Origin of the sequence: Luteibacter sp. RCC_6_2, assembly GCF_041360655.1 — a bacterium.
Lineage (GTDB): Bacteria > Pseudomonadota > Gammaproteobacteria > Xanthomonadales > Rhodanobacteraceae > Luteibacter.
The window spans coordinates 182,504-209,165 of record NZ_JBFUPQ010000005.1 but is presented as its reverse complement, the minus strand read 5'-3'; the positions used below and the strand labels follow the sequence as shown (position 1 = coordinate 209,165).

24 protein-coding genes are annotated in these 26,662 nt (G+C 64.3%); 18 read left to right on the top strand and 6 right to left on the bottom strand.

All coding sequences use genetic code 11. The features are described from left to right. Positions 1–14 precede the first annotated feature (14 nt). The 8 genes from AB6730_RS07200 to AB6730_RS07165 all read left to right on the top strand — a co-directional run bounded on the left by AB6730_RS07200 (position 15) and on the right by AB6730_RS07165 (position 7,678). Positions 15–560 carry a terminase small subunit gene (locus AB6730_RS07200; protein WP_371022977.1) on the top strand — a complete coding sequence of 182 codons (546 nt, stop codon included), beginning with the start codon at positions 15–17 and terminating at the stop codon, positions 558–560. 171 nt (positions 561–731) lie between these two features. Continuing rightward, positions 732–1,364: a hypothetical protein gene (locus AB6730_RS07195; protein ID WP_371022976.1), complete on the top strand. Its 633-nt coding sequence runs from the start codon at positions 732–734 to the stop codon at positions 1,362–1,364. Beyond that, complete coding sequence (locus tag AB6730_RS07190) at positions 1,361–1,984, top strand: hypothetical protein (protein ID WP_371022975.1); 624 nt, start codon at positions 1,361–1,363, stop codon at positions 1,982–1,984. Before AB6730_RS07195 ends, AB6730_RS07190 begins: the two co-directional genes overlap by 4 nt. After that, entirely contained in the window at positions 1,981–2,310 is a 330-nt protein-coding gene (locus AB6730_RS07185; protein ID WP_371022974.1) for a hypothetical protein, read from the top strand. Before AB6730_RS07190 ends, AB6730_RS07185 begins: the two co-directional genes overlap by 4 nt. Before the next feature lie 9 nt (positions 2,311–2,319). Beyond that, positions 2,320–3,969 carry a hypothetical protein gene (locus AB6730_RS07180; RefSeq protein WP_371022973.1) on the top strand — a complete coding sequence of 550 codons (1,650 nt, stop codon included), beginning with the start codon at positions 2,320–2,322 and terminating at the stop codon, positions 3,967–3,969. A gap of 21 nt (positions 3,970–3,990) precedes the next feature. Continuing rightward, the gene (locus AB6730_RS07175) at positions 3,991–4,146 is read left to right on the top strand and encodes a hypothetical protein (protein ID WP_371022972.1); all 156 of its coding nucleotides are present in this window, start codon (positions 3,991–3,993) and stop codon (positions 4,144–4,146) included. Then, entirely contained in the window at positions 4,146–4,391 is a 246-nt protein-coding gene (locus AB6730_RS07170) for a hypothetical protein (protein WP_371022971.1), read from the top strand. The genes AB6730_RS07175 and AB6730_RS07170 overlap by 1 nt, the downstream gene beginning before the upstream one ends. Continuing rightward, positions 4,388–7,678, top strand: a complete 3,291-nt coding sequence (locus AB6730_RS07165) for a hypothetical protein (protein WP_371022970.1) — start codon at positions 4,388–4,390, stop codon at positions 7,676–7,678. The genes AB6730_RS07170 and AB6730_RS07165 overlap by 4 nt, the downstream gene beginning before the upstream one ends. Before the next feature lie 94 nt (positions 7,679–7,772). Here the strand turns inward: AB6730_RS07165 and AB6730_RS07160 are convergent, their stop codons facing one another. Continuing rightward, positions 7,773–8,054, bottom strand: a complete 282-nt coding sequence (locus tag AB6730_RS07160) for a hypothetical protein (RefSeq protein ID WP_371022969.1) — start codon at positions 8,052–8,054, stop codon at positions 7,773–7,775. After that, positions 8,041–8,805: a hypothetical protein gene (locus tag AB6730_RS07155; RefSeq protein ID WP_371022968.1), complete on the bottom strand. Its 765-nt coding sequence runs from the start codon at positions 8,803–8,805 to the stop codon at positions 8,041–8,043. Before AB6730_RS07155 ends, AB6730_RS07160 begins: the two co-directional genes overlap by 14 nt. 671 nt (positions 8,806–9,476) lie before the next feature. Between AB6730_RS07155 and AB6730_RS07150 the strand changes: the two genes are divergently transcribed. Next, positions 9,477–9,938, top strand: a complete 462-nt coding sequence (locus tag AB6730_RS07150; RefSeq protein ID WP_371022967.1) for a YccF domain-containing protein — start codon at positions 9,477–9,479, stop codon at positions 9,936–9,938. Between the two features lies 1 nt (position 9,939). Here AB6730_RS07150 and AB6730_RS07145 read toward each other — a convergent pair whose 3' ends face one another. Both AB6730_RS07145 and AB6730_RS07140 read right to left on the bottom strand, forming a co-directional pair. Further along, positions 9,940–11,424, bottom strand: a complete 1,485-nt coding sequence (locus AB6730_RS07145; protein ID WP_371022966.1) for a diguanylate cyclase — start codon at positions 11,422–11,424, stop codon at positions 9,940–9,942. Between the two features lie 79 nt (positions 11,425–11,503). After that, positions 11,504–13,351 (bottom strand): beta-galactosidase, encoded by a 1,848-nt coding sequence (locus AB6730_RS07140; RefSeq protein ID WP_371022965.1) that lies wholly within the window; start codon positions 13,349–13,351, stop codon positions 11,504–11,506. A gap of 178 nt (positions 13,352–13,529) precedes the next feature. Here AB6730_RS07140 and AB6730_RS07135 point away from each other — a divergent pair, with 178 nt between their 5' ends. From AB6730_RS07135 to AB6730_RS07115, 5 genes are all read left to right on the top strand, one after another. Then, on the top strand, positions 13,530–14,018 hold the full coding sequence (locus AB6730_RS07135; RefSeq protein WP_371022964.1) for an antitoxin Xre-like helix-turn-helix domain-containing protein: 489 nt from the start codon (positions 13,530–13,532) through the stop codon (positions 14,016–14,018). Between the two features lie 357 nt (positions 14,019–14,375). Further along, positions 14,376–16,592, top strand: coding sequence for a protease pro-enzyme activation domain-containing protein (locus AB6730_RS07130; protein ID WP_371022963.1), 2,217 nt, complete (start codon positions 14,376–14,378; stop codon positions 16,590–16,592). A gap of 193 nt (positions 16,593–16,785) precedes the next feature. Beyond that, positions 16,786–17,349 carry an isochorismatase family protein gene (locus AB6730_RS07125; protein WP_371022962.1) on the top strand — a complete coding sequence of 188 codons (564 nt, stop codon included), beginning with the start codon at positions 16,786–16,788 and terminating at the stop codon, positions 17,347–17,349. Between the two features lie 38 nt (positions 17,350–17,387). Continuing rightward, on the top strand, positions 17,388–18,347 hold the full coding sequence (locus tag AB6730_RS07120) for a GlxA family transcriptional regulator (protein ID WP_371022961.1): 960 nt from the start codon (positions 17,388–17,390) through the stop codon (positions 18,345–18,347). Between the two features lie 58 nt (positions 18,348–18,405). Next, entirely contained in the window at positions 18,406–18,840 is a 435-nt protein-coding gene (locus tag AB6730_RS07115) for a 2'-5' RNA ligase family protein (RefSeq protein ID WP_371022960.1), read from the top strand. 12 nt (positions 18,841–18,852) lie between these two features. On the opposite strand, the gene AB6730_RS07110 is transcribed toward AB6730_RS07115, so the two are convergent. Together AB6730_RS07110 and AB6730_RS07105 are read right to left on the bottom strand one after the other, a co-directional pair. Further along, on the bottom strand, positions 18,853–20,004 hold the full coding sequence (locus tag AB6730_RS07110) for a GGDEF domain-containing protein (protein WP_371022959.1): 1,152 nt from the start codon (positions 20,002–20,004) through the stop codon (positions 18,853–18,855). Between the two features lie 46 nt (positions 20,005–20,050). Beyond that, entirely contained in the window at positions 20,051–20,692 is a 642-nt protein-coding gene (locus AB6730_RS07105) for a GIY-YIG nuclease family protein (RefSeq protein WP_371022958.1), read from the bottom strand. Positions 20,693–21,021: 329 nt separating this feature from the next. On the opposite strand from AB6730_RS07105, the gene rimP reads away from it, so the two are divergent. From rimP to rbfA, 4 genes are all read left to right on the top strand, one after another. Then, positions 21,022–21,537 carry a ribosome maturation factor RimP gene (rimP, locus tag AB6730_RS07100; protein WP_371022957.1) on the top strand — a complete coding sequence of 172 codons (516 nt, stop codon included), beginning with the start codon at positions 21,022–21,024 and terminating at the stop codon, positions 21,535–21,537. A gap of 45 nt (positions 21,538–21,582) precedes the next feature. Beyond that, positions 21,583–23,097 carry a transcription termination factor NusA gene (gene nusA / locus AB6730_RS07095; protein ID WP_306847367.1) on the top strand — a complete coding sequence of 505 codons (1,515 nt, stop codon included), beginning with the start codon at positions 21,583–21,585 and terminating at the stop codon, positions 23,095–23,097. 133 nt (positions 23,098–23,230) lie between these two features. Next, positions 23,231–26,119: a translation initiation factor IF-2 gene (gene infB, locus AB6730_RS07090; RefSeq protein WP_371022956.1), complete on the top strand. Its 2,889-nt coding sequence runs from the start codon at positions 23,231–23,233 to the stop codon at positions 26,117–26,119. A 77-nt stretch (positions 26,120–26,196) separates the two neighbouring features. Continuing rightward, positions 26,197–26,577, top strand: a complete 381-nt coding sequence (rbfA, locus tag AB6730_RS07085; RefSeq protein ID WP_371022955.1) for a 30S ribosome-binding factor RbfA — start codon at positions 26,197–26,199, stop codon at positions 26,575–26,577. Positions 26,578–26,662: the final 85 nt, after the last annotated feature.

The window sequence follows — 26,662 nt, the reverse complement described above, 5'->3', positions numbered from 1 at the left end:
GTTATTGGGTGACTATGCCGCGTGATTTGAACCCCAAGCAGCGCAAATTTATTGCCGCACTCGTGTCCGGGAAGCCTGGAACCGAGGCGGCCATCGCGGCTGGATACCCCGCAAGGTCCGCGAAGCACGCCGCCTACCAGCTCACCCACGAGAACCAGGCGGTGCGCGCCGAGCTACAGCGCATCGCTGCAGCGTTGTGCCAGGAAGCCGATTACGGGGCGCGTACAGCAGTTGTGGAGCTTGACGCAAAGATTGTGGCGGCTGAGGGCGTAAAGCAGTTCGGCGCGGTGGCTAAGTTCCTCGAGCTGAAGATGCGTGTGTTCGGCCTACTGCGCGACAAGCTGGACATCACCGTGGAGCGCGTGGACATCAATGGTGCGCTCACCGATGCACGCAATCGCGTCTCGCAGCGACCCATGCGCGACCTACCCATCACGATCGAAGCCGATGCCGTTGGCGCACAAGCGCTGCGCATCGTTGGGCCCATTGATAACAAATCAATCGACCCTTCCGGGCACACGTATCAAGGCCCTTTCGGCGCGTTGAACATGAACGAGTGACGCAGTTTTTCCGCAGTCGTGGGTCCCCTTTTCGGGAGGGGGAGGGGTGCCAGGCGGGGGTGGGGTCGGCGATTGGCCGCGCCTGTTCCACCCGGGGCCAGCTCAGAAACAAACGCTGAAATTTTTTGAATTGAATTTTCCAGATCGCGGGCCTTGCCAACGGAGCCACACATGTTCGAAAGCCTGACCAATTCCTCGAAGACCCTTCCCGACGCGCTGCGGGCAAAGCTCGCAACGCTGACCGAGGAGGAAGACAAGCTGACCCGCGAGTATCAGGATCTCGCCGTGGCCGCTGCCGATGGCTCGCGCCCGCAGTCCGACGCCGACAAGGCTCACGCGGCGCTAGTGAAACACCGTGACGTCGTGCAGCGCGCCGAGCTGGCGTTGGACGGCATCCTGCGCCGCGACGCCAAGGCTCAAGAAGACCTGGCACGTGGTGTCGCGGACACAGCCTGGCGCCACTGTATCGAAGCCTCCAAGGCGCGCGAGTCGGTGGCTCTCAAGCTCGAGAACAAGCTCGCCGAACTCGGCCCGCTCTATGCGCAGCTGTGCGCCGCGACCGCGGAAGTATGCCGCCTGATCCCGCCCGGGTACCCGCGGCACGATACCGCCGCGGCGTTCGCGATCGGCGAGAAGGTCGCTGCCGACCTCGTGAAACACGGATATTCCCGCAACGGCCTCCCCGGCGGCCCGCCCCTGACGTATAGCGAAAGCCCGATCACCATCGGGAAGCGCTATGCAGATTCGACTGCCTGCATTATCCAGGCGCGTGACACCGTGCTTGTTACCGGTGGCAACGCATGAGCGAGCAGGCGTACGCCTCCACCGAAAGCATCATGGCGGAGGCCCTGGCCGCCAAAGGTGTTCCCGTTACCCCCGATGCTCCGGCGAATACCAGCGGCCTGATGGGCGCGCCGGCCCCGACTGAAGCGGAAGGAATGGTCCGCAGCGGCGCATACAGCAGCTCTCTTACCGAGGACATCATGGCATCGGCGCTGGCTGACGCCGGAAAACTGCCGTCGACGGACGGCGCAACGGAAGCGACGCCTTCGCCGATCGAGGTGAACCCGGGACGCACCGCGCAGGAAGCCGAGGCCTTCGCCGTTGGGGCTGGCATTGAACCGGGCCTCGCCAAGTTCTACAGCGGGCGCATTGAGAAAGCACTCCGCGAGCCGGCGATGGCACCCGATGCGCAACGCCAAGCAACGGCAGACACGCACGCCGCCATGGTGCGTGAATTCGGGGACGACGCCGAAGGATATGGCCGCGTGGCGCGCCGCGAGTTCGCCCTCCTCGCCCGTGACCACCCGAACCTGCCGGCGATTCTCGAGCGGACGAACCTGGGCAACGACATGCACCTCATCAAATCGCTGATCGCGCGCGCCGCCGATCGCGAGCTGAAGGCGCGGGGGTACAAGAAATGAGCGGCTACGATCGTCGATCCAACGGCGAGCGTATCGCCACCTTCGCCGCCGTGCGCGCGAGCCTGACACCGCTCGGGTACCAACGCGTCTCAATCGGCACTGGCGCGCCCTCCGGCCTGACGCCACCTGTCGGAGCACGCCTCGCGACCATCCAAGCCGAGGGCGCAAATATTCGCTATCGCGACTTTGGCGGCGCGCCCACCGCATCTATCGGCATGAGGCTCCTGAGCACCAGCACAACTCAGGAATACGTCGGAACGCTATCCGCCGTGCAGTTCATCGCGGAAGGCGCTGGCGCGTTCCTCAACATCGCGTACTACGGCTAAGGACTACTCATGACCGTCAACACCACTACGTCCACCGCCAGTTACGCAGGGAATGGAGCCACCCAGGTGTTCCCAATCCCGTTCTATTTCCTCCTAGACACGGATCTGAAGGTTTCCTACAAAGTCGCGGCGACGGGCGTGACATCAGTTCTCACCTTGAACTCACAGTACACCGTCAGCGGCGCGGGCAACCAGCTTGGCGGCACGCTCAACATGAGCACGCCCCCTGCGAGCGATGACCAGCTGTACATCGAGCGAAACCTCGCATTCATCCAGCAAACCGCATATCCCGAGAACAACCGATTTCCCTCGGCGAGCCACGAGAAAGCACTCGATCGCAACGCGATGGGGTTGCAGCAGTTGGACACGAGGCTCGGCCGCGCGCTCGTGCGAGACGCGCTGGGCATCTCATTCGACCTTGCGGGAAACCGGCTCGTCAACGCTGGCGCGGCAGTAAACGGGACAGACATGCCTACCCTCGACCAAGTGTCGACGATCGCCGCGGGCGTGTCGTCCGGGCTGGCCCCGGACGCACTGGTCACGAAAACGAATCTCGCGAGCACGTCCCCGGGGACAGGTGCCGCCTTGATCGGGTGGCCGGCCGGATACGGTGTCAGCCAGGCACCCACCAATCAATTCTTCGCGCAAAACGGCGCCGGAATTCATCGCTTCAACGACCGAGTGTTAATTGCGGGTGCGACGAAGGTCGACGGCCGGTTCCCGCAGGTGAGCAACGACTGGTTTTCCGACTTCCAGAACGCGAATGGCTACACGGGTGCGACACTCAACGGCAACCTGGTCGTCCTGAATAATGACAACTCTAACGCGGGCATTTCGTTCATCACTGGCGCCCGCAGCAAGAACTTCACCAACGCCGGAACCTCGGCCATCGGTGGGTTCTCTATTGCGGTCAACGATAATCCGACGCTGTCGACCCTCGCCTGGGGCCATTACGTCGAAGCCCACCGCATGGGTGCCAACAACTCGGGCACCTACGGCATCGAAATTGATGTGCGTACGCTGGCCTCCGATCTTGCCTCGCCCAATCCCTACCAGCAGCCGATCGTAAACGGCCTTCAGATCGCATGCGGCGCCGAGATGCCAGCTGCCGGACAGTTTGATGCTGGCGCGGCGATCAACATTCAATCGAACCCCAAGTCGTTCAAACTCGGCCTGAACTTCGGTGCGACCTCCATCGTCGGCACCAACGGAGTGACCGGAGCGGGCACGGCCATCGCCTTCGCACGCGGGCATCGGATGGTTTGGTACAACTCCGCTGGCAACATCACCTCAGTGATCGACGGAAGCGTGTCTACGGCTTCGCTGGGCACGCAGCTGCGCTTTACGGACAGCGGCGCCTCCCTCGCGGACGTCAACGGAAATCCCATCATCCAGGCCGGCTCGGGCGTCAGCGCGACGGCGAACTTTCTGTATGTCCTCGGGAGCACTTCGGGTCAGGGCAAGGTGCAGCTCTCCGGCGCTGGCTCCGATACGAATATCGACATCAAGCTCACGCCGAAAGGTACGGGCCGTGTGCAATTCGATTACGCCGTCGCAACTGCGACAACGCCATCGGCTTTCTCGGCGACGCGAATTTTGGCAATCAAGGATTCGAGCGGCAACCAATTTTACGTTCCCTGCGCCACCTCCGGCTGGTAAGCCGATCACCAAGGAGTCCCAATGACCTTCGACAAGCCCGAACACCAAGACATCGTCGCGCAGCTGATTCAGCACGCGTCATTTCCCGGACACGTCATCGAACTGGCGGTCGAGCTGAAAGCGGCCGTCACTAACGCGAACATTTCGGGGTCCACCGACCTGTCGGGTCGTCAGTGATGGAGGTCGACGCGGTGGAAGTCAGCTCAGTCTCTCATCCTTCTCGGCTCGCGACGTCGCTCGGCGATCGTCTCGACCAGCTCGAGCGCAAAGTGGGTGACGCTCGCCGGAGCATCGGGATGCTTCGCCTCGCGACATCGAACGGCGCGGATTTCGCCCTTGCGGAAGTCCGGCGCGCACTCTCGAAGTTGGCCGACCTCGCTGACGATGTGTATCGCTTCGCCCGCACCGGCGGTGCCGCATGAAGCCGGCATGCGCGCAGGCGATTGAACAGGCCCTTGGCCGTAAGCCGACCAAGGGTGAATTGGATTCTATTGAGACGCGGATTTTCTCGTCTATGCAGGAATTGCAGGCTAAGGACCCCGGCCGCTGGCGCATGCTGTCTCGCGATCAGCGCCTGCAGGAGGGCGCCAAGCTCGCCCGACAGAAGACGCTGGAGGACGTGACGCGCGCTCAGTCGAACACGATCCGGGACATGGAGATCAAGGCCGACCAATTGCGCCGGCTGGAATCGTTCAAGCCCGGAACCGGCAAGGGGGAGGGACAACTCGCGGCATTGCGTCAGCGCGCGGTGTACGACGCGGAGGCGCGCGGAGGCGACCTCTCCGTGGAGACGAAGCGTAAGGCGGTATTCCGCGACCTCGTGCGCCGTCTGGAAGACATCGGCGGTCGCGGCAAGTTTTGGGGCATGGTGCAAGATCCGTTGGAACAGCGCGACCTGATGAAGGCGATCCGTGACGAACCGACAGGCAAGCCGCAGGTCGACCAGGCGGGAGCCACGGTGCGCAAAGTGCTGGACGAAGCGCTGCAGCAGATGCAGGATGCTGGCATCAACATCAACCGCCTGGATGACTGGCATACGCCGCAGCCGTGGGCGTGGGAAAAGGTAGGCGCTGACCGCGAGCAGTTCGTCAAAGACGCCCTGGACGCGATCGATCCTGACCGCTATATCAATCAGGATGGCTCGCCGATGGCGGCCGCCGAGCGCGAGAAGCTGGTCCGCGCCTCGGCTGAAACCCTCGGTACGAACGGCGCCAATAAGCGCGCCGAGAAGCAAGGCACCGGGTTCTCCGGCACAGTAGGCGGCAGCCGAAATGCTCCGCGCCAGCTGTTCTTCAAAAGCGCCGAAGCCTATTCGTCGATGATGGATAAGTACGGTTCGGCCGATAACGTGCACGCCATGCTGCTGCATCACCTCAACGGTGTGTCTCGCGACATTGCGGCGGTGCGCTCGTTCGGTCGGGACGCCGACAACTTCTTCCCCCAAATGGTCGAGAAGGCGTTCGCCAATGATGCCAAGGCCGTGAAGGGCGCGACGCCGGAGAAGCGCGAGAAGGCGCTACAGAAGCTGGAGAAACTGAAGAAGCGCACCCTCAAGGAATGGCAGGCCATGCGCCAGCCCGACCATCCAGGCTCGATGCCCGGCTGGGTGAAGGTGTCGCAGGCGATTCGCGGGTTGGCGGGCTCGACTCTGTTGGGCTCATCTACCTTGTCCGCGATCCCCGATTTGCAGATGGCGGTGGGCTACAGCCGGCTGCAAGGCGTGGCCCGGTCCAAGGTGCTCGGCAATATCGGTGAGGGCCTGAACCCGGCAAATCGCAAGACAATTTCCCGCCTCGGCATCGTGGTCGACGGGCTGGAGTCGGCAGCCAACCGCTTCGGCAGCGAGGAACTGGGACCGCACGGCATCCGGTTCCTGAACCACGTTGTGCACGTCGGCTCCGGCCTGCGAATGTGGGACCGTGGCATGGCGCACGGCGTCAGCGCCAGCATCATGGACATGCTGGGCGATCACGTCAGTAAGACCGACTACGCGGCGCTGGACCCGAAGACCGCGCAATACGTGCAGAAGCGCGGCATCACATCCGACATCTGGAACACCTGGAAGCTGGCCGACCTCGACACCGGGGAAAGTGGCAACCACACGATGCTGACGCCAGATGCGATTTACGACATCCCCGACGCGAAGCTTCGATCCCTGGCCGAGCAGCGCACCAGCGGCATCAACAAGCAGTTCGAGGCCGATGCCGCCGCGCGCGACGCCCGTACCCAGCAGGAAATCGAATGGGTGCGGGGCAAGACGGAGAAGTTCGACGCCCTGAAACAGAAGACCAAAGAAACGTTAGATGCCATGAAGGCGCGCGCGTCGGTGAAGGACGGCCACGCGCAGGGCGTCCTCGATGCTCGAGCTGAACAGGTTCGGGCACAGGTAGCCCGCGCTGAGGTGCACACGGACATCGCGCGTTACCTGTCGACGGCGGATACGCAGATCCGCGCCCGGGACTTTCTCGAAGCGGTGCAGGAAGGTGCCGACATTGAGCGCGGCGTCATCAAGCAGCGAACGCACCCAGATCGCAAGTCAGATTCCGTCGTCGAGAACTTTGCTGCGACACCAGGCGTCGGCGAGAAAATGGACCGTCTCGTCCAGCGGTATGGCCGCGGCGTGGCGGACAAGGCCGAAGCCCTCGGCCGCCGGCAGGCTGCGGCTGAGGCTCGGATCGAAGCGGCACAGAAGACCGCAGACCTCGCCGCAAAGGAACGCCAAGGGGCTATCGACGATAAGTCCAAGACGTTTGCCAAGCGCCTGGACGATCACCTCACGGCGCTGGACGAATTCAGCGTGCAGATGCGTGAGAACGCCGGCAAGCGCCGCGAGTTGAACGATGCGTTTCAAGATCGCTATGGACAGGAAGTGCAGCGCGAGATCCGCAACCTCCGCGCCGAAGCTGCCCAGCACCTGATCGGCACGGCGCTGCACGAGGTGCAGGCTGGCGCCCGCGGCGGCGCTGGCGCGACCGTGGCGGATCAGGTAGGCATGGGGCTCGACCCGAGCGACCGCGGCACCCTGCGCCACGAGTTGTTCTCGTGGCTCCTGTTCCTGAAGCAGACGCCGCTGGGCATCTTCAAGACCCACATGTTCGACGTGCCGCGCGGTCTGGACGACTGGAAATCAGCAATGGCCTACCGGGCCAAGTTCATGGCGGGCTCGGCGGCGTTGGGCGCGCTGTCCCTGGAAGTGAAGAACATCGTCAACGGACAAGACCCCGAGGACCTGGTGACCCGCAAGGGGCTGGGCAAGATCCTCGTGGCGTCCGGCGGCCTGGGTATGTACGGCGATTTCATGTTCGGCGACAAGGGCGATCACCAGAACGGCGCACTCGCCAAGCTGCTTGGGCCGGGCGCGACGATGATCGAAGACGCGATAAATATCTTCCACAATGGCATCTCGACCGCATCCGGTGCGGCCGGCCTGGAAGCGGAGCCGGGCGAGCAGACCGTACGTCCTGACCAGTTCGGTGCCCAGGGCCTGCGTTTCACCCGGAACTACATGGCCCCCTTGACGCGCATCTGGTACGCCAAGGCCGCATTCAACCACCTCGTCTATAACAACATCATGGAAAATCTATCGCCCGGTTATCGCGATCGCGTGCAGCAGCGCATGGCTCAGCGGAACCAGTCGAGTTGGTGGAGTCCCACCGAGAATACCCCCGGCCGTGCGCCTGATTTCTCCGCGGTGTTCGGCGGTCAGTAGCCCTGAAGGCCTACTGATCGCAGTTCCGCCCCCGTGGCCGGTCATCCTCGGGAGCGTTGGCGGCGTCGGCATTCTTGGAGCCGGCGCCGCCTTTTTACAGTGGGTCGAATCCGATTTTGTCGAGTTCGCCCGCCACCCTAAGCATGCCCACGCCGTATCCGTCTCGCGGGGTACTGCCCATCGGCCCCAGGCGGTCCATTGTGTAGGCGGCGGCCAGGACAACGTCCAGGTATCCAGCTGCGTCGGCCTTCGCGACGATCAGCTGGACACGGAACCGAGCCTCGTCGAAGTCGCCGGCGAGCGCGGCTTCGTTCATAGCGGCCGAGTCGCGCACGATTTCGGCAACAGTAAGGATCGTTTCATCACGATTCCTCATCTGATTTCGTAATCATTGTTCGTAGTGCGTCGACATTAAACTTTGCTGCATCTACAAGGGCGTTGTGCATTGTCAAGAATGCAGCAGAATCGAATTTGTGGCCGAGTTCCTCTCGCATGGCCCCTATCACTTCCGTCCAGCAGCCCCCCGAGCTTTGCAGCTTTTTCATTAAAGATTCGCCGGCGAGCAATACCAGTTCTCGTACCTTCAAACGCCCAGTTTGCGCTTTGTCAACAAAATGCTGTCGCTGCCCCTCTTGAAACTTGAGATTGTTCGAAAGGACTTCCCATCGCCGCGCATCATTCGTACCTTCCACGTTGTAGCGAGTGCGCTCAGCCAGGATAGCGTCGATTTCCGGATTGATTCGCGCGAGCATCATCTCGGCTGCCATGATCTGTGCCTCCCAGGGCGTCATGGCCATCCGGTAGGACATGGCCTCTGCTTGTGTCTTGCTCAGCAACTCACCCATGTTCATGATGGCCTTGGAGAGACGCGAGCCAGCCACTACGTGTGCCTTCACCGGCGCGTCCGCCGTCTCTACGAATTGGGCAGTTGCCTCGTGCATCGGGACGTTCGGGTCAATGAAGGTCGCGATTACGCGGATGCCTTTCGAGAAGGCAACGGCGACGTCCATGTAAATATCGCGCTTCGTCTGAAGCCAATGCATGCGACGACTGACAATGTATGCACCAAAGCCCGCAATAATTGCCGCTATGAGCGTACCGAGGAAAGGTACATAAATCGCTTGCATTGAGTCAGTACCTCTGCCAGCCATTCGTCGGGTCGTACGATGGCCGGACCCTCGACGTGAGGATGCCAATCCAACCAGAGCGGGCATCGCCGGGCAAGGTCTCGGCTAACACACCCGAGTATTCGAAAGCCCTCCACGTCGCCATGTCACCACTGGAGAGCGGGCTTCCAAGATCGGAGAGAATCACGGCGAAAGCGGTGAAAGGACCGTCTTCGTCGGCGATCAGGACCTTGTAGAAACGCTCTTGCGCTTCGTCTCCGGGTTCAACGATCAGCGCTAGATGCTGGGTTCCCACCTGTACGCGGGTACCGGTGTACTTGCACTCCATTTCGAAAGCAGCTTTATTCGAGCGGAAATGCAGGGGACCTCCTGCGGAGGATAGTTCAGCCTTTTTGCCGAATATGTGCCGTAGCATAAACTTTGCCCCTGACAGTAGTAGGGGGCAGGGTAAAAGAGTTTGCGACCGGCAGCTACGAATTGGGCGCCCCGTCGAGAGGAATACGTAGTGATTCTGTCAGATAAAGCCCGAATCCTACCCCCGCTACCAGTTTTCCAAAGGCGCGAACTCCGGTTCGCGCCTTTTCTTTTGCTTGTTCGTCTAGGTATTCCGACACTTATCCCACCGGCTTTTCGCGATTACGTTTCACACCAAGTCACCAAAGGAGCAAGGCATGAGAGCGATAGGAAACGTGTTGTGGTTCGTGATGGGCGGGTTCGTCATGGGCCTGGGATGGTGGGTGGCGGGGATTCTCTGCTTCCTGACCATCGTCGGTATCCCGTGGGGCCGCGCTTGCTTCGTGATCGGGCAGTTCGCCTTCCTGCCGTTCGGCCGTGAAGCGATCAGCCGCCGCGAGCTTTCGGGACGCGGCGACATCGGTACGAGCGGCCTCGGCACGATCGGCAATATCGTCTGGTTCGTCTTCGCCGGCATCTGGCTGGCTATCGGCCACGTGTGTTCGGCGATCGCCTGCTTCGTGACGATCATCGGCATTCCCTTCGGCATCCAGCACCTCAAGTTGGCCGGCATCGCGCTGGCACCGATCGGCAAGACCATCGTCAGCAAGGAAGTGGCGGAAGCCTCGCGCCGCATGGGCGCGGAAGCGGCCGTGTTGAAGGCTCGCGGAGCGATCTGATTCAGCCGGGTTCGAGGGCTTCGCTACCCGAGACGTAGCGGTTACGTCCGGAACCCTTCGCGGCATACAGGGCCTGGTCCGCCTCGCGTACCAGGTTCTGCACACCTGGTGGCCATCCCGTTGCCACCCCGATACTGACCGTCACCCGGCCGTCGATGCCATGCGCGTGCTCGAGTTGGGCGTCGTAGATGGCGCGATTCATCCGGCGTGCGACGACTTGTGCTCCGAGCCGGTCGGCACCTGGCAGCAGGGCGACGAATTCCTCGCCGCCATAACGGGCGATGAAATCCGTTGGGCGCCTCAGCGTACCGGCGAGCAGGCGCGCCACGGCGCGGAGCGCCACATCCCCCTCGGGGTGACCACGCGTGTCGTTGAACGTCTTGAACAGATCCACGTCGATCATCAGCGCGCTCACTGGCTTGCCTTCTCGTGCCGCTTCCTTCGTGCGCTCGACGAAGGCCTGATCGAAGGCGCGACGGTTGGGAATGCCGGTCAATTCGTCCAGTAGCGATACGCGTTCCACCGCTGCCAGGGCTTCGGACAACATGTCGCGTGTGCGCGCAAACCAGAACTGGGTCTGCGTCACGCGGACGACATAGGCAAGCATCGCCAACGCAAGCACGACGCGGCCGAATGTTCCCTGGGTCTCTCTGATGCCGAGGCTCAGCGCGAAGATCGCCGCGAGCAGCAGGCCCGGCGCGAGACTCATCGACAACTGACGTGCCCAGCGGTGTCGCGTCGGTTCGAAGGGGCGGCCATGGCGCTGCGCATGCAACAGGCAGACGAGCGCCATGAAGGGTACGGTGGGCAACACGTCCGCCAGTTGCTGGAAGACGGGAAGGTTGGGATGGAGCTCGTCGTGGTTATGGATGCCGGCGGCGAGCGCATAGAGAGCCAGGAAGACCGTGGTCAGCCTGAAGAATCGGTGCTCCCGCTCCTCCGTGGCCGTCAGGCTGCGAACCAGGAAGGTGAGAAACAGGAAGACGTTTTCGACGTCGAAGGCGATGACCACCCAGACCATGTCTTCGTTCTTGAGGAAACCATTGGCATCGCGCAGGTCACGCACACCCAGGTAGCAGAGGATGACCAGCAGGACGAGCAATGAGCCGTCGACGATCCTCCGTGAGAGCATGGACGGTTCGTCGCGGGTCGAGACGGCGGCATAGAGCAAAGGCACGCCGTAACTGACGAACAGTACGTACGTGGATATCAGGTTTTCGTCGGTTCCCGAGCGGGCGATGGCATAGGCCATGCCTACGAACCAGCAGGCCAGGCCCAGGGCCAGGCAAACCATGGTACGACGCTCGTAGGTAGGTACACGCAGGCAGACGAGTGCGGCCAGGCATGCCGCGCCGGATGCGAACAGCATGAGGTAGTAGGCGAGCTCCGGCAGTTCGCGCCCGGCGAGTGCCGGGACGACGATCTGCGCGACGGGCAGCGCGAAGCAGGCCGCCATGTAACCGAGATAACGCCCCGCCTTCTCCATGCCGCGCTTCCTCCCCCGAAAGCCATGCGTGCCGAGGCCATCCTGCCACGCCTGGAGTACGGCGGCTATGTCATTCCGGTCACTTCGGGGCGCTGCCGAAAGCAGGGTCCGCGAGCCCGGCGATCGCATGCGTGCCCCCGGGCTGCATCTCGAGGACGACGATGTCGTTGCGTCCTTCGTGCAGCCATGACGGTGGCACGTAGAGCGTCTGCTGGGGCCCGATGTTCCAGAAACGCCCGAGGTGATGTCCGTTCACCCAGGCGTTGCCCTTGTTCCAGCCGCGCATGTCGAGGAAGGTGCCCGCGACCTTGCTTACGTTGAAGCTGCCGTGCCAGAACGCGGGCCCTTGCGACGGCGTGCCTGCCTTGAACGTCAGGCCCGAGAGATCCTCGAGGGGCAGGGGATAGACGGTCCAGTTCGTGAGGTCGTTTCCGGCGACCTGCACGGACAAGGTGATGCCCTTGTAGTCCTCTTCCATGCCGGTGCCGATGTTGATCCGGCCCATGTTCTCCACGACGAGGTCGAGGGTGTCGCCGGTCTTCAGGTCCACGGGCAATTCGTGTTCGAGCTTGCGCCGGTCGAGCGTGCCGGTGGGGCGGCCATCGACCAGGATCGTCGCATAGTCGTGCACGTCGTTGACGTCGAGCTTGCCCTTGGCGTCGGCATCGAGCTTCTTGCGATAGAGGATCAGGCCATAGTCCTGGCCATAGGTTTCCATGCCGTGCGGCGTCAGGCTCGTTTGTGCCTTCGACAACAGGGGCAGGGCGTCGAGCAGGCTCACCGATTCGTTCAACTCGAAGCGAGGAATGGCGACGGTCGGCGACGACGGGGGTACCTTGGGCAACGACTCGCCCTTGGGAAGGTGGGCGGCGATGACCTTGCGCAGCGCCTGGTATTTGGGCGTGATCCGGCCGGCTTCGTCGATCGGCGAATCGTAGTCGTAGCTGGTGGTGACGGGCAGGTACTTGCCGTCCTCGTTGTTCGCGCCGTTCATCCAGCCGAAGTTCGTGCCGCCATCGACCATGTAGAGGTTGAACGAGATGCCGTGATCGAGCATCCAGCCGACGGCACCGGCCACTTCGTTGGCCGTGCGCGTGTTGTGCGGCTCGCTCCAGCGGTCGTACCAACCACTCCAGTACTCGCCGGCCATCCTGGGCATGCCTTGCATGAGAGGCTCGGAACGATGGAACGCGCGTTCGGTCTTCGCCGCGTCGCCGGTGAAGTTGATGACCGATAGCATGCCGGGCAACGTTCCCCGCGCCATCCAGGTGGGGCCCGGACCATTCGACATGAATAGCGGCAGGTCGAAACCGGCATCGATCATCTGCCGGCGGATCGCTTCCATGTAGTCGCGATCGTTACCGACGTAACCGTATTCGTTCTCCACCTGCATCATGAGGATAGGGCCGCCATGGGTGCTCATCAGCGGCGCGAGTTCCTTCCCAAGGCGCTTGAACCATGCCGCGCTCGCCTGCAGGAAGCGCGGGTCCAGGGAGCGGACACGCAGCCCCGGTGTTCGCAGCAACCAGGCGGGGAATCCACCGAACTCCCATTCCGCACATACGAAGGGACCGGGGCGCACGATCACGTTGAGCCCTTCTTCCTGCGCGGTACGCACGAAGGCCGCGATGTCGTTGTCGCCGCTGAAATTGAACTTGCCCGGCTCCGGCTCGCTGGCGTTCCAGAACGCATAGGTGGTGATGGTGTTCAGACCCATCGCCCGCGCCTTGCGCAGGCGGTCGCGCCATTCGGTGTGGGGAATGCGCGGGTAATGCATCTCGCCGGAGCGGATGACGTAGGGCTTGCCATCGAGCAGGAAGTGGTCGCCTTCGATGGCGAAATGCGGCGGCGTGGCGGCCAGGGCGGAGGAGGACAGGGCCGCCGAAGCGACGAGGCAGGTCGAGAGGAACAGGCTCAGACGCTTCACGGAGGGCCTCCATCTTGGGAATCGCCCGACGTTACACAGCACGTCGTTCCCGCGGCAAGGGACGGGGTCACATTCCCGATGGGGGCCTTGAGCAAGGTTCGTTCGGTCGTCCGCAATTCTCACGAGTCCCCTCACGCGGTGTGCCACCGTGTGCCTCGTGGGTTCAACGGAGAAGGCGATGATGGGTACCAGGGAAGGCAACGAGCTGGTGAAGGCTTTTTGCCTCGACGTGGCGTGTGCGGCGCCCATGGAGCGGATCGACCGGGTACGCCGCGGTATCGCACCGGTGTGGGTGAGCCGCCTGGCCAGGGCCATGCGTATCGCGGACGAGCATCTCGTGCTGTACCTCGGCCTGGATCGACGGGCGATGGCAAGGCGGATGGCCGGGGGCGAGCGCCTTGATCCTCACGACTCCGAAGCCATCGTGGCGACGGCGAAACTCCTGGGCGATACCTTCGTGGCGCTGGCCGCGGGTGGCCAGGCCGTGCAGGAAGTCCACATCGCCCGGCAACTCGGCATGTGGTTGCGCACCCCCACGCCGGACCTGGATCACCAGGCGCCGATCCAGTACCTCGACGTGACCGAGGGGCGTGAGCTGGTCGCCCGCTTGTGGATCGGGCGCTACACCTCCGCCGGCCATGGCAAGTCCGTCGAGCCGGCGGCCTGACGATTTTTTCCGCAGCAAATTACGAACAGCCGCCGCTAGGACGGGCAGGTCGTCGCGCATGCACCCGACGTGTCGTGGCCTCGTTTCTCATCCCATTCTGTGGGTCACGTCACGGACAGGCCTGTCCGTGACGCCTGCCGGGGCGCGTGGAAAGCCTGACGAAAGCTCCTTCACCCCATTGCTCGACCCCGCAGGGGGAGTAACGGGCGGGACGGTGGGGGAATTCGCGATTTCCTGCGATGCACGCAGCAGGGGTCCGTCGGACCGGCGGGGAAGGTGCCGCTTAGCCATAACGCCAGCAGTGTCAGGGCTTCCGCCATGGCGGAAGCAATCTACGGGCTAATGGAAGGATCAATCATGAAGATCGATGCATTTGCTTCAGGGATCACGCGCAAGACGGTACTGACGATGGCGATCGCGCTGGCGATGTCGTCCCTTTCCGCGCATGCGGAGGACGCGTGGGTATCCACGCATACGAGGGCGGCGATGCTGCCGGCGGCGGCGTCATCGACGGCGGCCACCGGTTACTCACTCAACATGACGGGGTCTCCGCATATCGATGGCGCGGCGGTGACGGCGATGGCGGCCGACCAGCCGTTGCACGTCACGGTCAGCCTCAAGTTGCGTAATCCCGATCAGCTGCAGACTTTCCTGGCCGGCGTCACCACGCCGGGCAACCCGCTGTATGGCAAGTTCCTCACGCCGGATCAGTTCAAGGCGCGTTTCGCGCCGACCCAGGCGCAGGTCGACGCGGTCGTCGCGCACCTGCGGCAGGCCGGCTTCACCAACATCGATGTCGCCCCCAACAACCTGCTGGTCTCCGCCGACGGCACCGCGGGTACGGCGGCCAATGGCTTCCATACGTCGATCAAGCGCTTCAACGCGAAAGGACGTGAGTTCTTCGCCAACGACACACCCGCGCTGGTTCCCGCCGCGCTCGGCGATTCGGTCGATGCCGTGCTGGGCTTGCAGAACGTGTCGGTCAAACACACGCTGCACCACGTGTACAAGCCCGAGAACGTGACGGTGCCCGGACCGGCAACCAGCACGCTGGCCACCGCGGCCGTCACTTCCCACAACCCGCAGGACTTCGCCGCCATCTACGGCGGTTCCAGCGTGCCGGCGGCGACCAACACCGCCGTGGGCATCATCACCTGGGGTTCGATCACGCAGACGGTCGCCGATCTCAACAGCTTCACGTCCAGTGCTGGCCTCGCCACGGTGAACTCCACCATCACCAAGGTCGGCAGCGGCACGTTCGCCAACGATCCCGATTCGAACGGCGAATGGTCGCTCGACAGCCAGGACATCGTCGGCATCGCCGGTGGCGTGAAACAGTTGATCTTCTATACCTCGGCCAACGGTGACTCGAGTTCCAGCGGCATCACGAACGCGGGCATCACGGCGACGTTCAACCGTGCCGTGACCGACAACATCGCGAAGCTGATCAACGTCTCGCTCGGCGAAGACGAAACGGCCGCGGAGCAATCGGGTACGCAGGCCGCCGACGATGCCATCTTCCAGCAGGCCGTGGCACAGGGGCAGACGTTCTCGGTGGCGGCCGGCGATGCGGGCGTATACCAGTGGTCGTCCGACCCCGTGTCGGGTTCCCCGGGTTACGTGGCCAATTCCGCGGGCACCGTGAAGATCGACCTCACCCATTACTCGGTGAGCGAGCCGGCCAGTTCGCCCTATGTGATCCAGGTGGGCGGCACGCAGCTGTCCACCAGCGGCACGACGTGGAGCGGCGAAACGGTGTGGAACGAAGGCCTGTCCGCCATCGCGCCGAGCCAGGGCGACAACAACCAGCGCCTGTGGGCGACCGGTGGTGGCACCAGCCTGTTCGAGACGGCGCCGTCGTGGCAGTCCTCGGTCACCAGCTCGACCAAGCGTGTCGGTCCCGACATATCGTTCGACGCGGCGTCGTCCTCCGGTGCGTTGATCGTCGTGAACGGGTCGACGGAGCAGGTGGGCGGCACCAGCCTTGCCTCGCCGTTGTTCGTCGGTGCGTTCGCGCGCATCGAATCGGTGGCGAACAACGCCATCGGCTTCCCGGCCTCGAAGTTCTACCAGGCCTTCCCGACGCAGACCTCGTTGTTGCACGACGTGACTTCCGGTAACAACGGCTACCAGAGCCATGGTTATACCGCGGCCACCGGCTTCGACGAGGCGACCGGCTTCGGCAGCTTCGACATCGGCAAGCTGAACACCTACGCCCAGGCCAATTGGGTGAGCGGTGGCGGGACGACTCCGCCGCCCACCAACGTGTTGCAGAACGGCGTGGCGGTGACGGGCCTGGCGGCGGCGCAGAACGGCAAGCTCAACTTCACCGTGGCGATTCCCTCGGGCGCGACCAACCTGAAGATCGCGATCTCGGGCGGCACGGGCGACGCCGACCTGTACGTGAAGTTCGGCTCGGCACCCACCACGTCGAGCTACAACTGCCGCCCGTACGTCACGGGCAACACGGAAAGCTGCTCGTTCGCCTCGCCGCAAACCGGCACCTACTACGTGATGCTCAACGGCTACGCCGCGTTCTCGGGCGTGACGTTGAAGGCGACGTGGACGAACTGATCGACGTGTAGTCGACGCTGTGAAGCAGGCGCCCGCTCGAAAGAGCGGGCGCTTTTTTGTGGAGGGTTTTCTTCGCCGCTTCCCACCCGGTTACCTGGTATGGCGTGAATTGTCCGGTGCGTGTCCGCGCTTGGCCTGTCGGGCTGGTTCGGCGGAGCGGAAACTGGCGTTCTCTTCCCGAAGGAATGCCGCCATGTCCGTTACCGACGCCGCCTTGATCGTCATCGACGCGCAGGAGTCCTTTCGACAGCGCCCGTACTGGCGCGATGAGGATGTAGCTGATTATATTGAGAGGCAACAGGCCCTCGTCGATGGGGCGAAGCGAAATGGGATTCCCGTCGTGCAGATTTTCCATGTGGAAGAGAGCGGGGTGTTTTCCGAAGCGTCGGGTTTCGTGACCACCCTGGCGCCGCTTCGTGTCCAGGCCGACGCCACGTTCCGCAAGCGCCGCCACAGCGCGTTGGTGGGTTCGGGCCTCGATGTGTGGCTGACGATGCACGGTATCCGGCGAGTGATCGTTTCCGGCGTGCGCACCGAACAATGCTGCGAGACCACTACCCGTCATGCTTCCGACCTCGGTTACGACGTCGACTACGTGGGTGAAGCGACGCTCACGTTTCCGATGGTCGACGTGGAGGGTCGCGAGTGGAGCGCGGCGGAGATCCGGGCTCGTACGGAACTGGTGCTTGCCGATCGGTTCGCCCGGATCGCCACGGTGGACGAGGCGTTGGCGGGGCCGCCGCGTGTGATGTCCTGATGCCGAAGGCTTCGCCGCGATCGATACCGGTTTACGTGGTGGTCCCGCCACGAGTGCTGTTGCTCGATGTCGCGGGACCGATCGAAGTGTTGCGCAGGGCGAATGTGGAACAGGCGCTCGTTCGCTTCGATGTCGTCTACCTCGGCCCGATGCGAAAGGTCGGCAGTTCGGTCGGCCTGGACGTCGCGGGAATCTTGCCCTTGCCCGCTCGCATTCCGGAAGGAGCCATCATCCTGGTTCCTGGGGCGGCCGATGTTCCGCTGGGTATGGCCCGGACGACGGCGGCCGAGGACGATGCGGGTGAGGTCGCGATCGTCGCCTGGCTGCGCAAGGTGGTGCGACCGGGCATGCGCGTGATCTCGATCTGTTCCGGCGCCTTGCTGGTCGCCCGCGCGGGCTTGCTCGACGGCTACGAGTGCACGACGCATCACGGCTGCACCGCGCAACTGACGCGGGCCGCGCCGGCCGCACGGGTGCGGGAGAACCGTCTGTATGTAGAGGATGGCGAGCGTCTCACCAGCGCGGGGATCACAGCGGGGGTCGACCTCATGTTGCATCTGGTGGCCACTCTCGTGGGGCCGCCGGTGGCGCTCGCCGTCGCCCGTTTCCTGGTGGTCTATCTGCGCAGGGCGGGTGGCGATCCCCAGCTGTCGCCGTGGTTGGAGGGACGCAATCATATGCATGCCGCGGTCCATCGCGCGCAGGACGCGGTGGCGGCCGATCCGGCACGTGACTGGTCGGTCGGCTCGCTGGCGCGCGTGGCGGCGTCGAGTCCGCGAAACCTCTCGCGTCTTTTCAACGAACACACGGGCATGAGCGTCACCGACTACGTGAACCGCATGCGGGTCGCCCTTGCCCGCGAGTTGCTCACGGGGTCGCGCCTGGATGTCGAGACCGTGGCGGAGCGTTCCGGTTTCGGCTCGTCCCGTCAGTTGCGTCGCGCATGGGCGCGCGTGAACGACCTGCCGCCAAGCCGGATGCGCGAGGCCGAGGTATAAAATGCATCCATGAGCCGCACCTTGCTTGCGCTGATGGTCCCTGAGGCCGAACCCCTGGTTGGCGACCTGCGCGCACATCACGCTCGTCTATCCGTTTGTCGATAGCGAGGCCATCGATGAAGTGGCGATCGAACGGTTGCACGAGGTGGCGCGAGCCCATGCTCCGCCCTCGTTCCGCCTGGACTCGGTGCAGGCGTTTCCCTCCACCGTCTGGCTGAAACCATCGCCCGGCGATGCCATCGTGGCGCTTGCCGCGGCCCTGGAGACCGCATTTCCCGAGCGGCCGCGCGACGGCAGGGCGTTTCCCGACTATGTGCCGCATCTGTCGGTGGCCAGGAATGTTCGCGGCGACCGTGCCGTCATCGTGACGACCTTGGAAGACCGTTTGCATGCGAGCGGGCCGATTCCATGCACGTGCCACCACGTCCACGTCATGGAGCGTGCCGCGCGTGCATGGCGCAGTTTGCTGTCGGTTCCCCTCGGACCATCCTGACCGCCGCTGCGGTCACGCCATCTCGACGCGGTTGCGGCCGGCGTTCTTCGCCCGGTAAAGCGCTTCGTCCGCCGCCTGGATCAACTGGTGCACGCGCGTGTCGCTGGAGGCGCACACGCCCACGCTGGTGGTGAAGGCGATGCTTGCATCGAAGTATGGCGCGGGGGCATCGGCCACGCGCAGCCGTAGCGTTTCGGCGAGGCCGGCGGCGTCACCGGGATCCATGCCGGGAACCAGCAGCAGGAACTCCTCGCCGCCGTAGCGCGAGAAAAGCGCATGCGCGGGCAGCCCACCCGAGCGGATGATCTCGGCGAAATGCTTCAGCACCGCGTCGCCGCCGGCGTGGCCCCAGTGGTCGTTGATGGCCTTGAAGTTGTCCAGGTCGAAAAGCAGTGCGGCATTCGGATAGCCCCGGGCCGATTCCAGTTGCCGGCTGGATTCCTTGAGCAGGGCGGAGCGATTCAGCAGCCCGGTCAGTCCATCGACCTCCGCGGCGCGGCGCAGGTCGTGGACCAGACGCTGGGCCAGCATCAAGGTGAACCCGGTGCTGAGCAGGAAGGTGCAGAGGATGCCGAAGAGGTAGTTCGAGGTGGTCAGCACGGTCGCGAGGAGGGCGTGGGAATCCATGTCCGGGTGCAATGAAACCGCACCGCGTGCCAGGTAGAAGAGCGAATCGATGATGAAGATCATCGCGGTGAACGCCGCGCTGGTACGCAATTCCCGCGGCGCGCGGAAGAGCAGCAGCCAGACCATCCATGCATCCCATACGATGCTCTTGGCACCGAACACAGCCGCCTCCACCGCCTGTGGCGGGGGTGCCAGGAGGAAGCCGACCTGGACAGCCAGGAAGAGGAGGATGACCAGTGCCGGCCAGCGCCAGCGCAGCGGCTGCCCGATATGAATGGCTATGCCAAGCACCATCGCACCGTTGGCAAGGGCGATCAGGACACTGCCGACGATGGCGGACAGGAAGGTCGACTTCTCGTCGTAGCCCTCGGCAAGGCCCGCCGCGGTGAGCATCCAGAAAGCCGCTGCCCAGATATGTAGCGCGAGCATCCCGCGCAGCACCAGGCTGAGCAGGGTGAAACTCAATGCGATGGTCACCCCCACCGCCAAGCCGATGACGCCCAGTGTGTGGACGTCCAGCCCCGATACGTCGTCCATCCCCGATCCCCCGTTCACCCCGCGGCCATTCTAGGCCCAGAAGGCGTCAGCCGCTGTCGTCCCCGAAGAGGCGCCGGTGCTCGCCGTGGTCGTACCAGTGGTTCACGGACGCCGGGACCAGCGAGCGCATGTCGATCCCGGCCGCCTCGAACATGGCCCAGGTATCCAGCAAGGCTTGGCGGAGGCGTACCGCACCCGGATCGCCCGGGGCATTGTGACGGGCCCAGTCGAGCATATCGACGATGCGCAGCGACCAGTCGTGGAGCAGGTCCGCGCGGGTCATGAGATGGGCGCGAAGCCAGGGCCGCAGGCCTTCCTGCAACGCCAGGCCTTCCTCCGTCGCGATGCGCCGTAGCAGGCCGGCCACCTCGGGGTGGGCTCCCCGATACCACTCCGTATGTCCGCCCGCCGTGGCCGGCACCACCAGCGGGGCCATGGCGTGATAGTCCGTGAAGGCATCGATCAGGCTGCGCTCGATCCGCCGCGCGGCTGCGACACGCTCGGTATCCACCAGCAGGCCCCGGTCGAGGTCGAAGAACTCGAAGAAGCGCCGGTGCAGGGTGCTGAACCGGGTGAAGGGATCGCGCGAGAAGCCCAGCTTGAGCAGGTCCTCGTCTCGGCACGGGACCACATAGACGTAGGCGCGGCCTCGGGAGGCGAATCGGGGGTAGGGCGGTTCATCCGTCATCGTGAAAGTATCCCCGGAAGAGGGGTAGGCCAACTTGCATGAACGGACAAAAATGCGATAGAATTCGTGAATCTTAAGTGGCGTTGACGGCGGTTTCGGCCTTTCGTCGAGCGACGCTTCAAGGAACTTTCTTTTTACAAGAAAGCCTCCTCGTGAGGCTTTTTTGTTGGGCGCAAGGAGGCTCCCTGCGACACACTGTGAGCGCCGTCAGGGCATCGCGGAGGGCGCTGGAGGAGAGTGTCGGGATACATCGGCGACGAAAGGAATGGGCCGTTCGCGCCCTTTTTTTGTTTCTGGCGACCGGAAAAACCGCAAAAACCGCAGGTAACGTGGATACCAACGCACTTTCACAGCGATTCTCGGACATCGTGGCCGATCTCGGTCTAGAGGTCCTCGGCATCGAATTCATCCCGTCCGGCGGGCAGAGCACCCTGCGCGTCTATCTCGACGTGCCCGGTGGCGAGCGCGAGGTCACCGTGGAGGACTGCGAGGCCGCGAGCCGCGAGTTCTCGGCCTTCCTGGACGTTGAAGATCCGATCCCCGGCAACTATGTACTGGAGGTCTCCTCCCCTGGCATCGACCGCCCCCTGTTCACGGCCGGGCAGTTCGCCCGCGTGGCCGGCCAGGAGGTCAAGGTGCTGCTGAAGGCCCCGATCGAGGGGCGTCGGCGACTCAAGGGCAACGTCGTTGAAGTAAACGGCGAGCAGATTGTGGTCGAGGGCGAGGCCGGCAGATTCGAATTCGAGCATGCGGACGTCGAAAGCGCCCGCGTGGTTCCCGACTGGGTGGCCCTCGGCTATGCGCCGCAGCCGAAGCCCACGCCGGGCGGAAAGAAACCCAAATAACGAAACGACGGGGTGCCGCGGGGCATCCTTACGGGAGTAGCGGCAATGAGCAAAGAACTTTTGCTGGTAGTTGACGCGGTCGCCAACGAAAAGGGCGTACCGCGCGAAGTCATTTTCGAAGCCATGGAAGCGGCGCTGGCCTCGGCTGCCAAGAAGCGCTACCCCGATGAGGATCCCGACATCCGCGTCGAGATCGATCGCAACACGGGCGACTACGAGACCTTCCGTCGCTGGGAGATCATCGCGGACGACGGCGAGATGGAGGACCCGTCCTTCCAGATCCGCCTGATGGACGCGCAGGACGAGGCGGGCGAAGACGAAGTGGCCGAGGTCGGTGGCTGGATCGAGCACCAGATCGAGAACGCCGAGTTCGGCCGCATCGCGGCCCAGGCGGCCAAGCAGGTGATCGTGCAGCGCGTCCGCGAAGCCGAGCGGCAGCAGGTGGTCGACGCCTTCGCCGACCGCGTGGGCGAGCTGGTCACGGGTATCGTCAAGCGCGTCGAGCGCGGCAACGTCTACCTCGACCTGGGCAGCAACGCCGAGGCGTTCATCCCGCGCGACAAGACCATTCCCCGTGAGTCGGCCCGCGTGGGCGACCGCGTGCGTGGTTACCTCTATGAAGTGAAGTCGGAAATCCGCGGTCCGCAGCTGTTCGTTTCGCGCAGCGCGCCGGAATTCATGATCGAACTGTTCAAGCTCGAAGTGCCGGAAGTCGGCCAGGGGCTGGTGGAAATCAAGGGCTGCGCCCGCGATCCGGGCGATCGCGCCAAGATCGCCGTGGTGGCGCACGACAGCCGTACCGATCCCATCGGTGCGTGCATCGGCATGCGTGGTTCGCGCGTGCAGGCCGTGTCGAACGAACTCAATGGCGAGCGCGTCGACATCATCCTGTGGCACGAGAACCAGGCCCAGTACGTCATCAACGCGATGGCGCCGGCCGAAGTGCAGTCGATCATCATGGATGAAGAGAAGCACTCGATGGACATCGCGGTGGCCGAGGACAAGCTGTCCCAGGCGATCGGCCGCGGTGGCCAGAACGTGCGCCTCGCCAGCAAGCTCACCGGCTGGCAGCTCAACGTGATGACGCAGGACCAAGTCACCGCCAAGAGCGAGGCCGAGCAGGCCGCCGCCCTGGCGCTGTTCCAGGACAAGTTGGAAGTGGACGAGGAAATCGCCAGCATCCTTGTGCAGGAAGGCTTCTCGTCCGTGGAAGAAATCGCGTACGTGCCGAGTGCCGAGTTGCTGGCGGTCGAAGGTTTCGACGAGGACATCGTCGAGGAACTTCGCGCCCGTGCTCGCGACGCCCTGCTGACCGAGGCGCTCGCCGCCGAGGAAGGCGTGGAGGAAAACGCTCCGTCCGAGGAACTGCTCGGAATGGACGGCATGGACGAAGCGACCGCCTTCGCGCTGGCGGATCGTGGTGTGAAGACGCTCGACGACCTGGGCGACCTCGCCGTCGACGAGCTCATCGATATCGAAGGCATGACCGAGGAGCGCGCATCGCAGCTGATCATGGCTGCGCGCGCACCGATGATCGCCCGCCTGGAGAAAGGTGGCTGAGCGCGAGACCGGAAGCGTCCTGGACGGGCGCCTCGAGGGAGGCCATGAGGTCTCCCGCCATGGATGGAGGCAGCCGTACGGGTCATCGTCGGCACGTAGGGTTACGCGCGGGAACGGCGGAGAATAAATAACGATGTCGGACGTCACTATCAAACAACTCGCCCAGCAACTGGGTTTGCCGGTCGACAAGCTGCTTGGGCAGCTTGGCGAAGCCGGAATGAAATTCTCCGATGCGGAGCAAGTCATCAGCAGCACTGAAAAGTTCAAGCTGCTTGGCTTCCTGCGTCGCACGCATGGCAAGAACGACGCCGCTCCTGAAGCGGACGAGTCGGCGCCGCGCCAGATCACGCTCAAGCGCCGCACCGTTGGCGAGCTGAAAGTGAACTCCGGCACGGGCCGTGGCGCTGGTGCCGCCAAGACGGTCAACGTCGAGGTCCGCACCAAGCGCACGTACGTCAAGCGCAGCGCGATCGCGGAAGATGCCGCGCACGAGCCGGAGCGCGAGGAAGCCGCGCGCAAGCTGGCCGAGTCGCACGCCCAGCGCGAGCACGAGGAATCGGCCCGCCGCGAGGAAGCCGAGCGCCGTGAACAGGCCGAGGCGGCCCGTCGCGAAGCCGAGGCCGAAGCGCGTCGCCAGGAAGAGGCCGCCGCGGAAGCGCGTCGCCATGCCGAGGCCGAACAGGCCGCGGCGGAACGTGCACGCGCCGAGCAGGCGCAGGCCCCCGCGGACGCTCCGGCGGCGGTCGAGGCATCCACGCCGGCACCGGCAGTCGCCGCGTCCGGCAACGACGATGGCGTGACCCACCAGACCGGCAAGCTCGATACGCGCTCGCTCGGCATGATCCTGCCGCGCATCCACGAGCCGCGTAAGCGCGAGCGCGTGATCGCCAAGCCGGCACCCGCTCCGGTTCCGCCGCCGGCACCCGCGCCGGCCCCGGCACCCGCACCGGCTCCGGCCGCCGCGCGTCCCGCGGCGTCCGCGCCCGCTTCCCGCCCGGCACCGGGCGCGGTCGCTGCCGCCAACGATTCGCGCGGCAACGCGCGTCCGAAGCAGGGCGGCGGTGGTGGCGGCGGTGGCCGCGATCGCGAGGCGGGTGGCAAGCGTTTTGCCGCCGGCGAACTGCACCTCTCCGACGCCGATCGCGCGCGCCGTTCCAGTGGCAACCGCCGTGGCGGCAAGGCCAAGGGCCGTGCCGAGGCACCGCGTGGCGGCGCTTCGTCGGGCGGTCCGCACGGCTTCACGCGGCCGACCGTCGCCGTGGTTCGTGACGTGGTGATCGGCGATAACAACCTCGTCGCCGAACTGGCGCAGAAGATGGCCGTGAAGGGCGCCGAGGTCGTCAAGGCGCTGTTCAAGATGGGCGTCATGGCGACCATCAACCAGACGATCGATCACGACACCGCGGCGCTCGTCGTCGAGGAACTGGGCCACAACCCGGTCCGCGCGACCGAGAACGACGCGGAAGCCGCGCTGGCCTCGCACACCCAGAGCGTCGAGCTCGAGGGCGAGAAGGTCACGCGTCCGCCGGTGGTCACGATCATGGGTCACGTCGACCATGGCAAGACCTCGCTGCTGGATTACATCCGCCGAACCAAGGTCGCCTCGGGCGAAGCTGGTGGCATCACGCAGCACATCGGCGCGTACCATGTCGAAACCAGCCGCGGCGTGATCACCTTCCTCGACACCCCGGGCCATGCCGCGTTCACCTCGATGCGCGCACGCGGTGCGCAGTCCACGGATATCGTGGTGCTCGTGGTCGCCGCGGACGACGGCGTCATGCCGCAGACGCAGGAAGCCGTACGTCACGCGCGCGCCGCCAAGGTGCCGTTGATCGTCGCGGTCAACAAGATGGACAAGTCCGACGCCAATCCGGACAACGTGAAGCAAGGCCTCGCGAACCTCGAAGTCATCCCGGAAGAGTGGGGCGGCGACACGCCGTTCGTGCCGCTTTCGGCGAAGACCGGCGACGGTGTCGAAGCGCTGCTCGACGCGATCTCGATCCAGGCGGAGATCATGGAACTCAAGGCGGTGGCCGATGGCCGTGCCTCGGGTGTCGTGATCGAATCCAGCCTCGACCGTGGCCGCGGTCCGGTGGCGACGGTGCTGGTCCAGCAGGGCACGCTGAAGAAGGGCGATTTCGTCGTCTGCGGTATCGAATACGGCCGCATGCGTGCGCTCGTGGACGAGACCGGCAAGCAGGTGAACGAGGCCGGCCCGTCGATTCCCGTGCAGGTGCTGGGCTTGTCCGGCGTGCCGGAGTCGGGTGACGACTTCGTCGCGGTCGAGGACGAGCGCCTCGCCCGCCAGGTGGCCGCCGAGCGTCAGCAGAAGCGTCGCGAGAACCGCCTCGTTTCGAAGTCGAACCGTCTCGAAGACATCATGGCCCAGATGGGCCAGGGCGAAGGCCAGCAGACCCTCAACATCCTGGTCAAGGCCGATGTGCAGGGTTCGGTCGAAGCGCTGCGCGATTCGCTCACCCAGATCGGCAACGACCTGGTGAAGGTGAACGTGATCTCGTCCGGCGTGGGCGGCATCACCGAGTCGGAAGCCACGCTGGCGGCGGCCTCCAAGGCGCTGATCATCGGCTTCAACGTCCGTGCCGACGCGTCGGCACGCAAGGTGATCGACACCAACGGCCTCGATGTCCGTTACTTCTCGATCATCTACGACGTCATCGACCAGGTGAAGCAGGCGGCATCGGGTCTTCTCGGCGTGGAAATCCGCGAAGAGATCATCGGTATCGCGCAGGTCCGCGACGTGTTCCGTTCGTCGAAGTTCGGCGCGGTGGCGGGTTGCATGGTCACCGAGGGCTTCGTCAAGCGGTCCAAGCCGATCCGCGTGCTGCGCGACAACGTCGTCGTGTTCCAGGGCGAGCTGGAGTCGCTCCGCCGCTTCAAGGAACTGGTGGACGAGGTTCGCAACGGCATGGAATGCGGTATCGCCGTGAAGCAGTACAACGACGTGAAGGTCGGCGACCAGATCGAGTGCTTCGAGCGCATCGAAGTCGCCCGCACGCTGTAACCGCGGGCAATGCGCCTCCCCGGCATGCGCCGGGGAGGCTTTATTCGTTATTGCACCCCTAAAAACTGGAGGCGGATATGCCGTCCCGTGATTTCAAGCGCACCGACCGCGTCTCCGCCGAACTCCGGCGCGAGATCGGCCTCCTGGTGCATGCCGCGGTACGCGATCACGCGTTGCCGTCGGTCAGCGTGTCCGACGTGGAAGTGACCAGGGACCTGGATTGGGCCACGGTGTGGGTCACCGCGCTGATGCCCGAGCAGTCGGTCGTCGCGGTCAAGGCATTGAAGGAACTGGCCCCGGAATTCCGCCGCGCGCTGTCGCGTTCCATGCGCCTTCGCCGCGTGCCCGAGTTGAAGTTCAAGTACGACGAATCCGTGGACACCGGCGAGCGGATCGAGCGCCTGTTGCGCGAGAACCCGGTTCCCCCGGCCGAACCCGAATCGTCGGACGAAAGCTGAGTGGTCTTAAGAGACCTGAAGTGGTCTTAAGAGACCGGAGCCATGGGCTCCTGTGGGAGCCGCTTCAGCGGCGATAGGGTGCTCG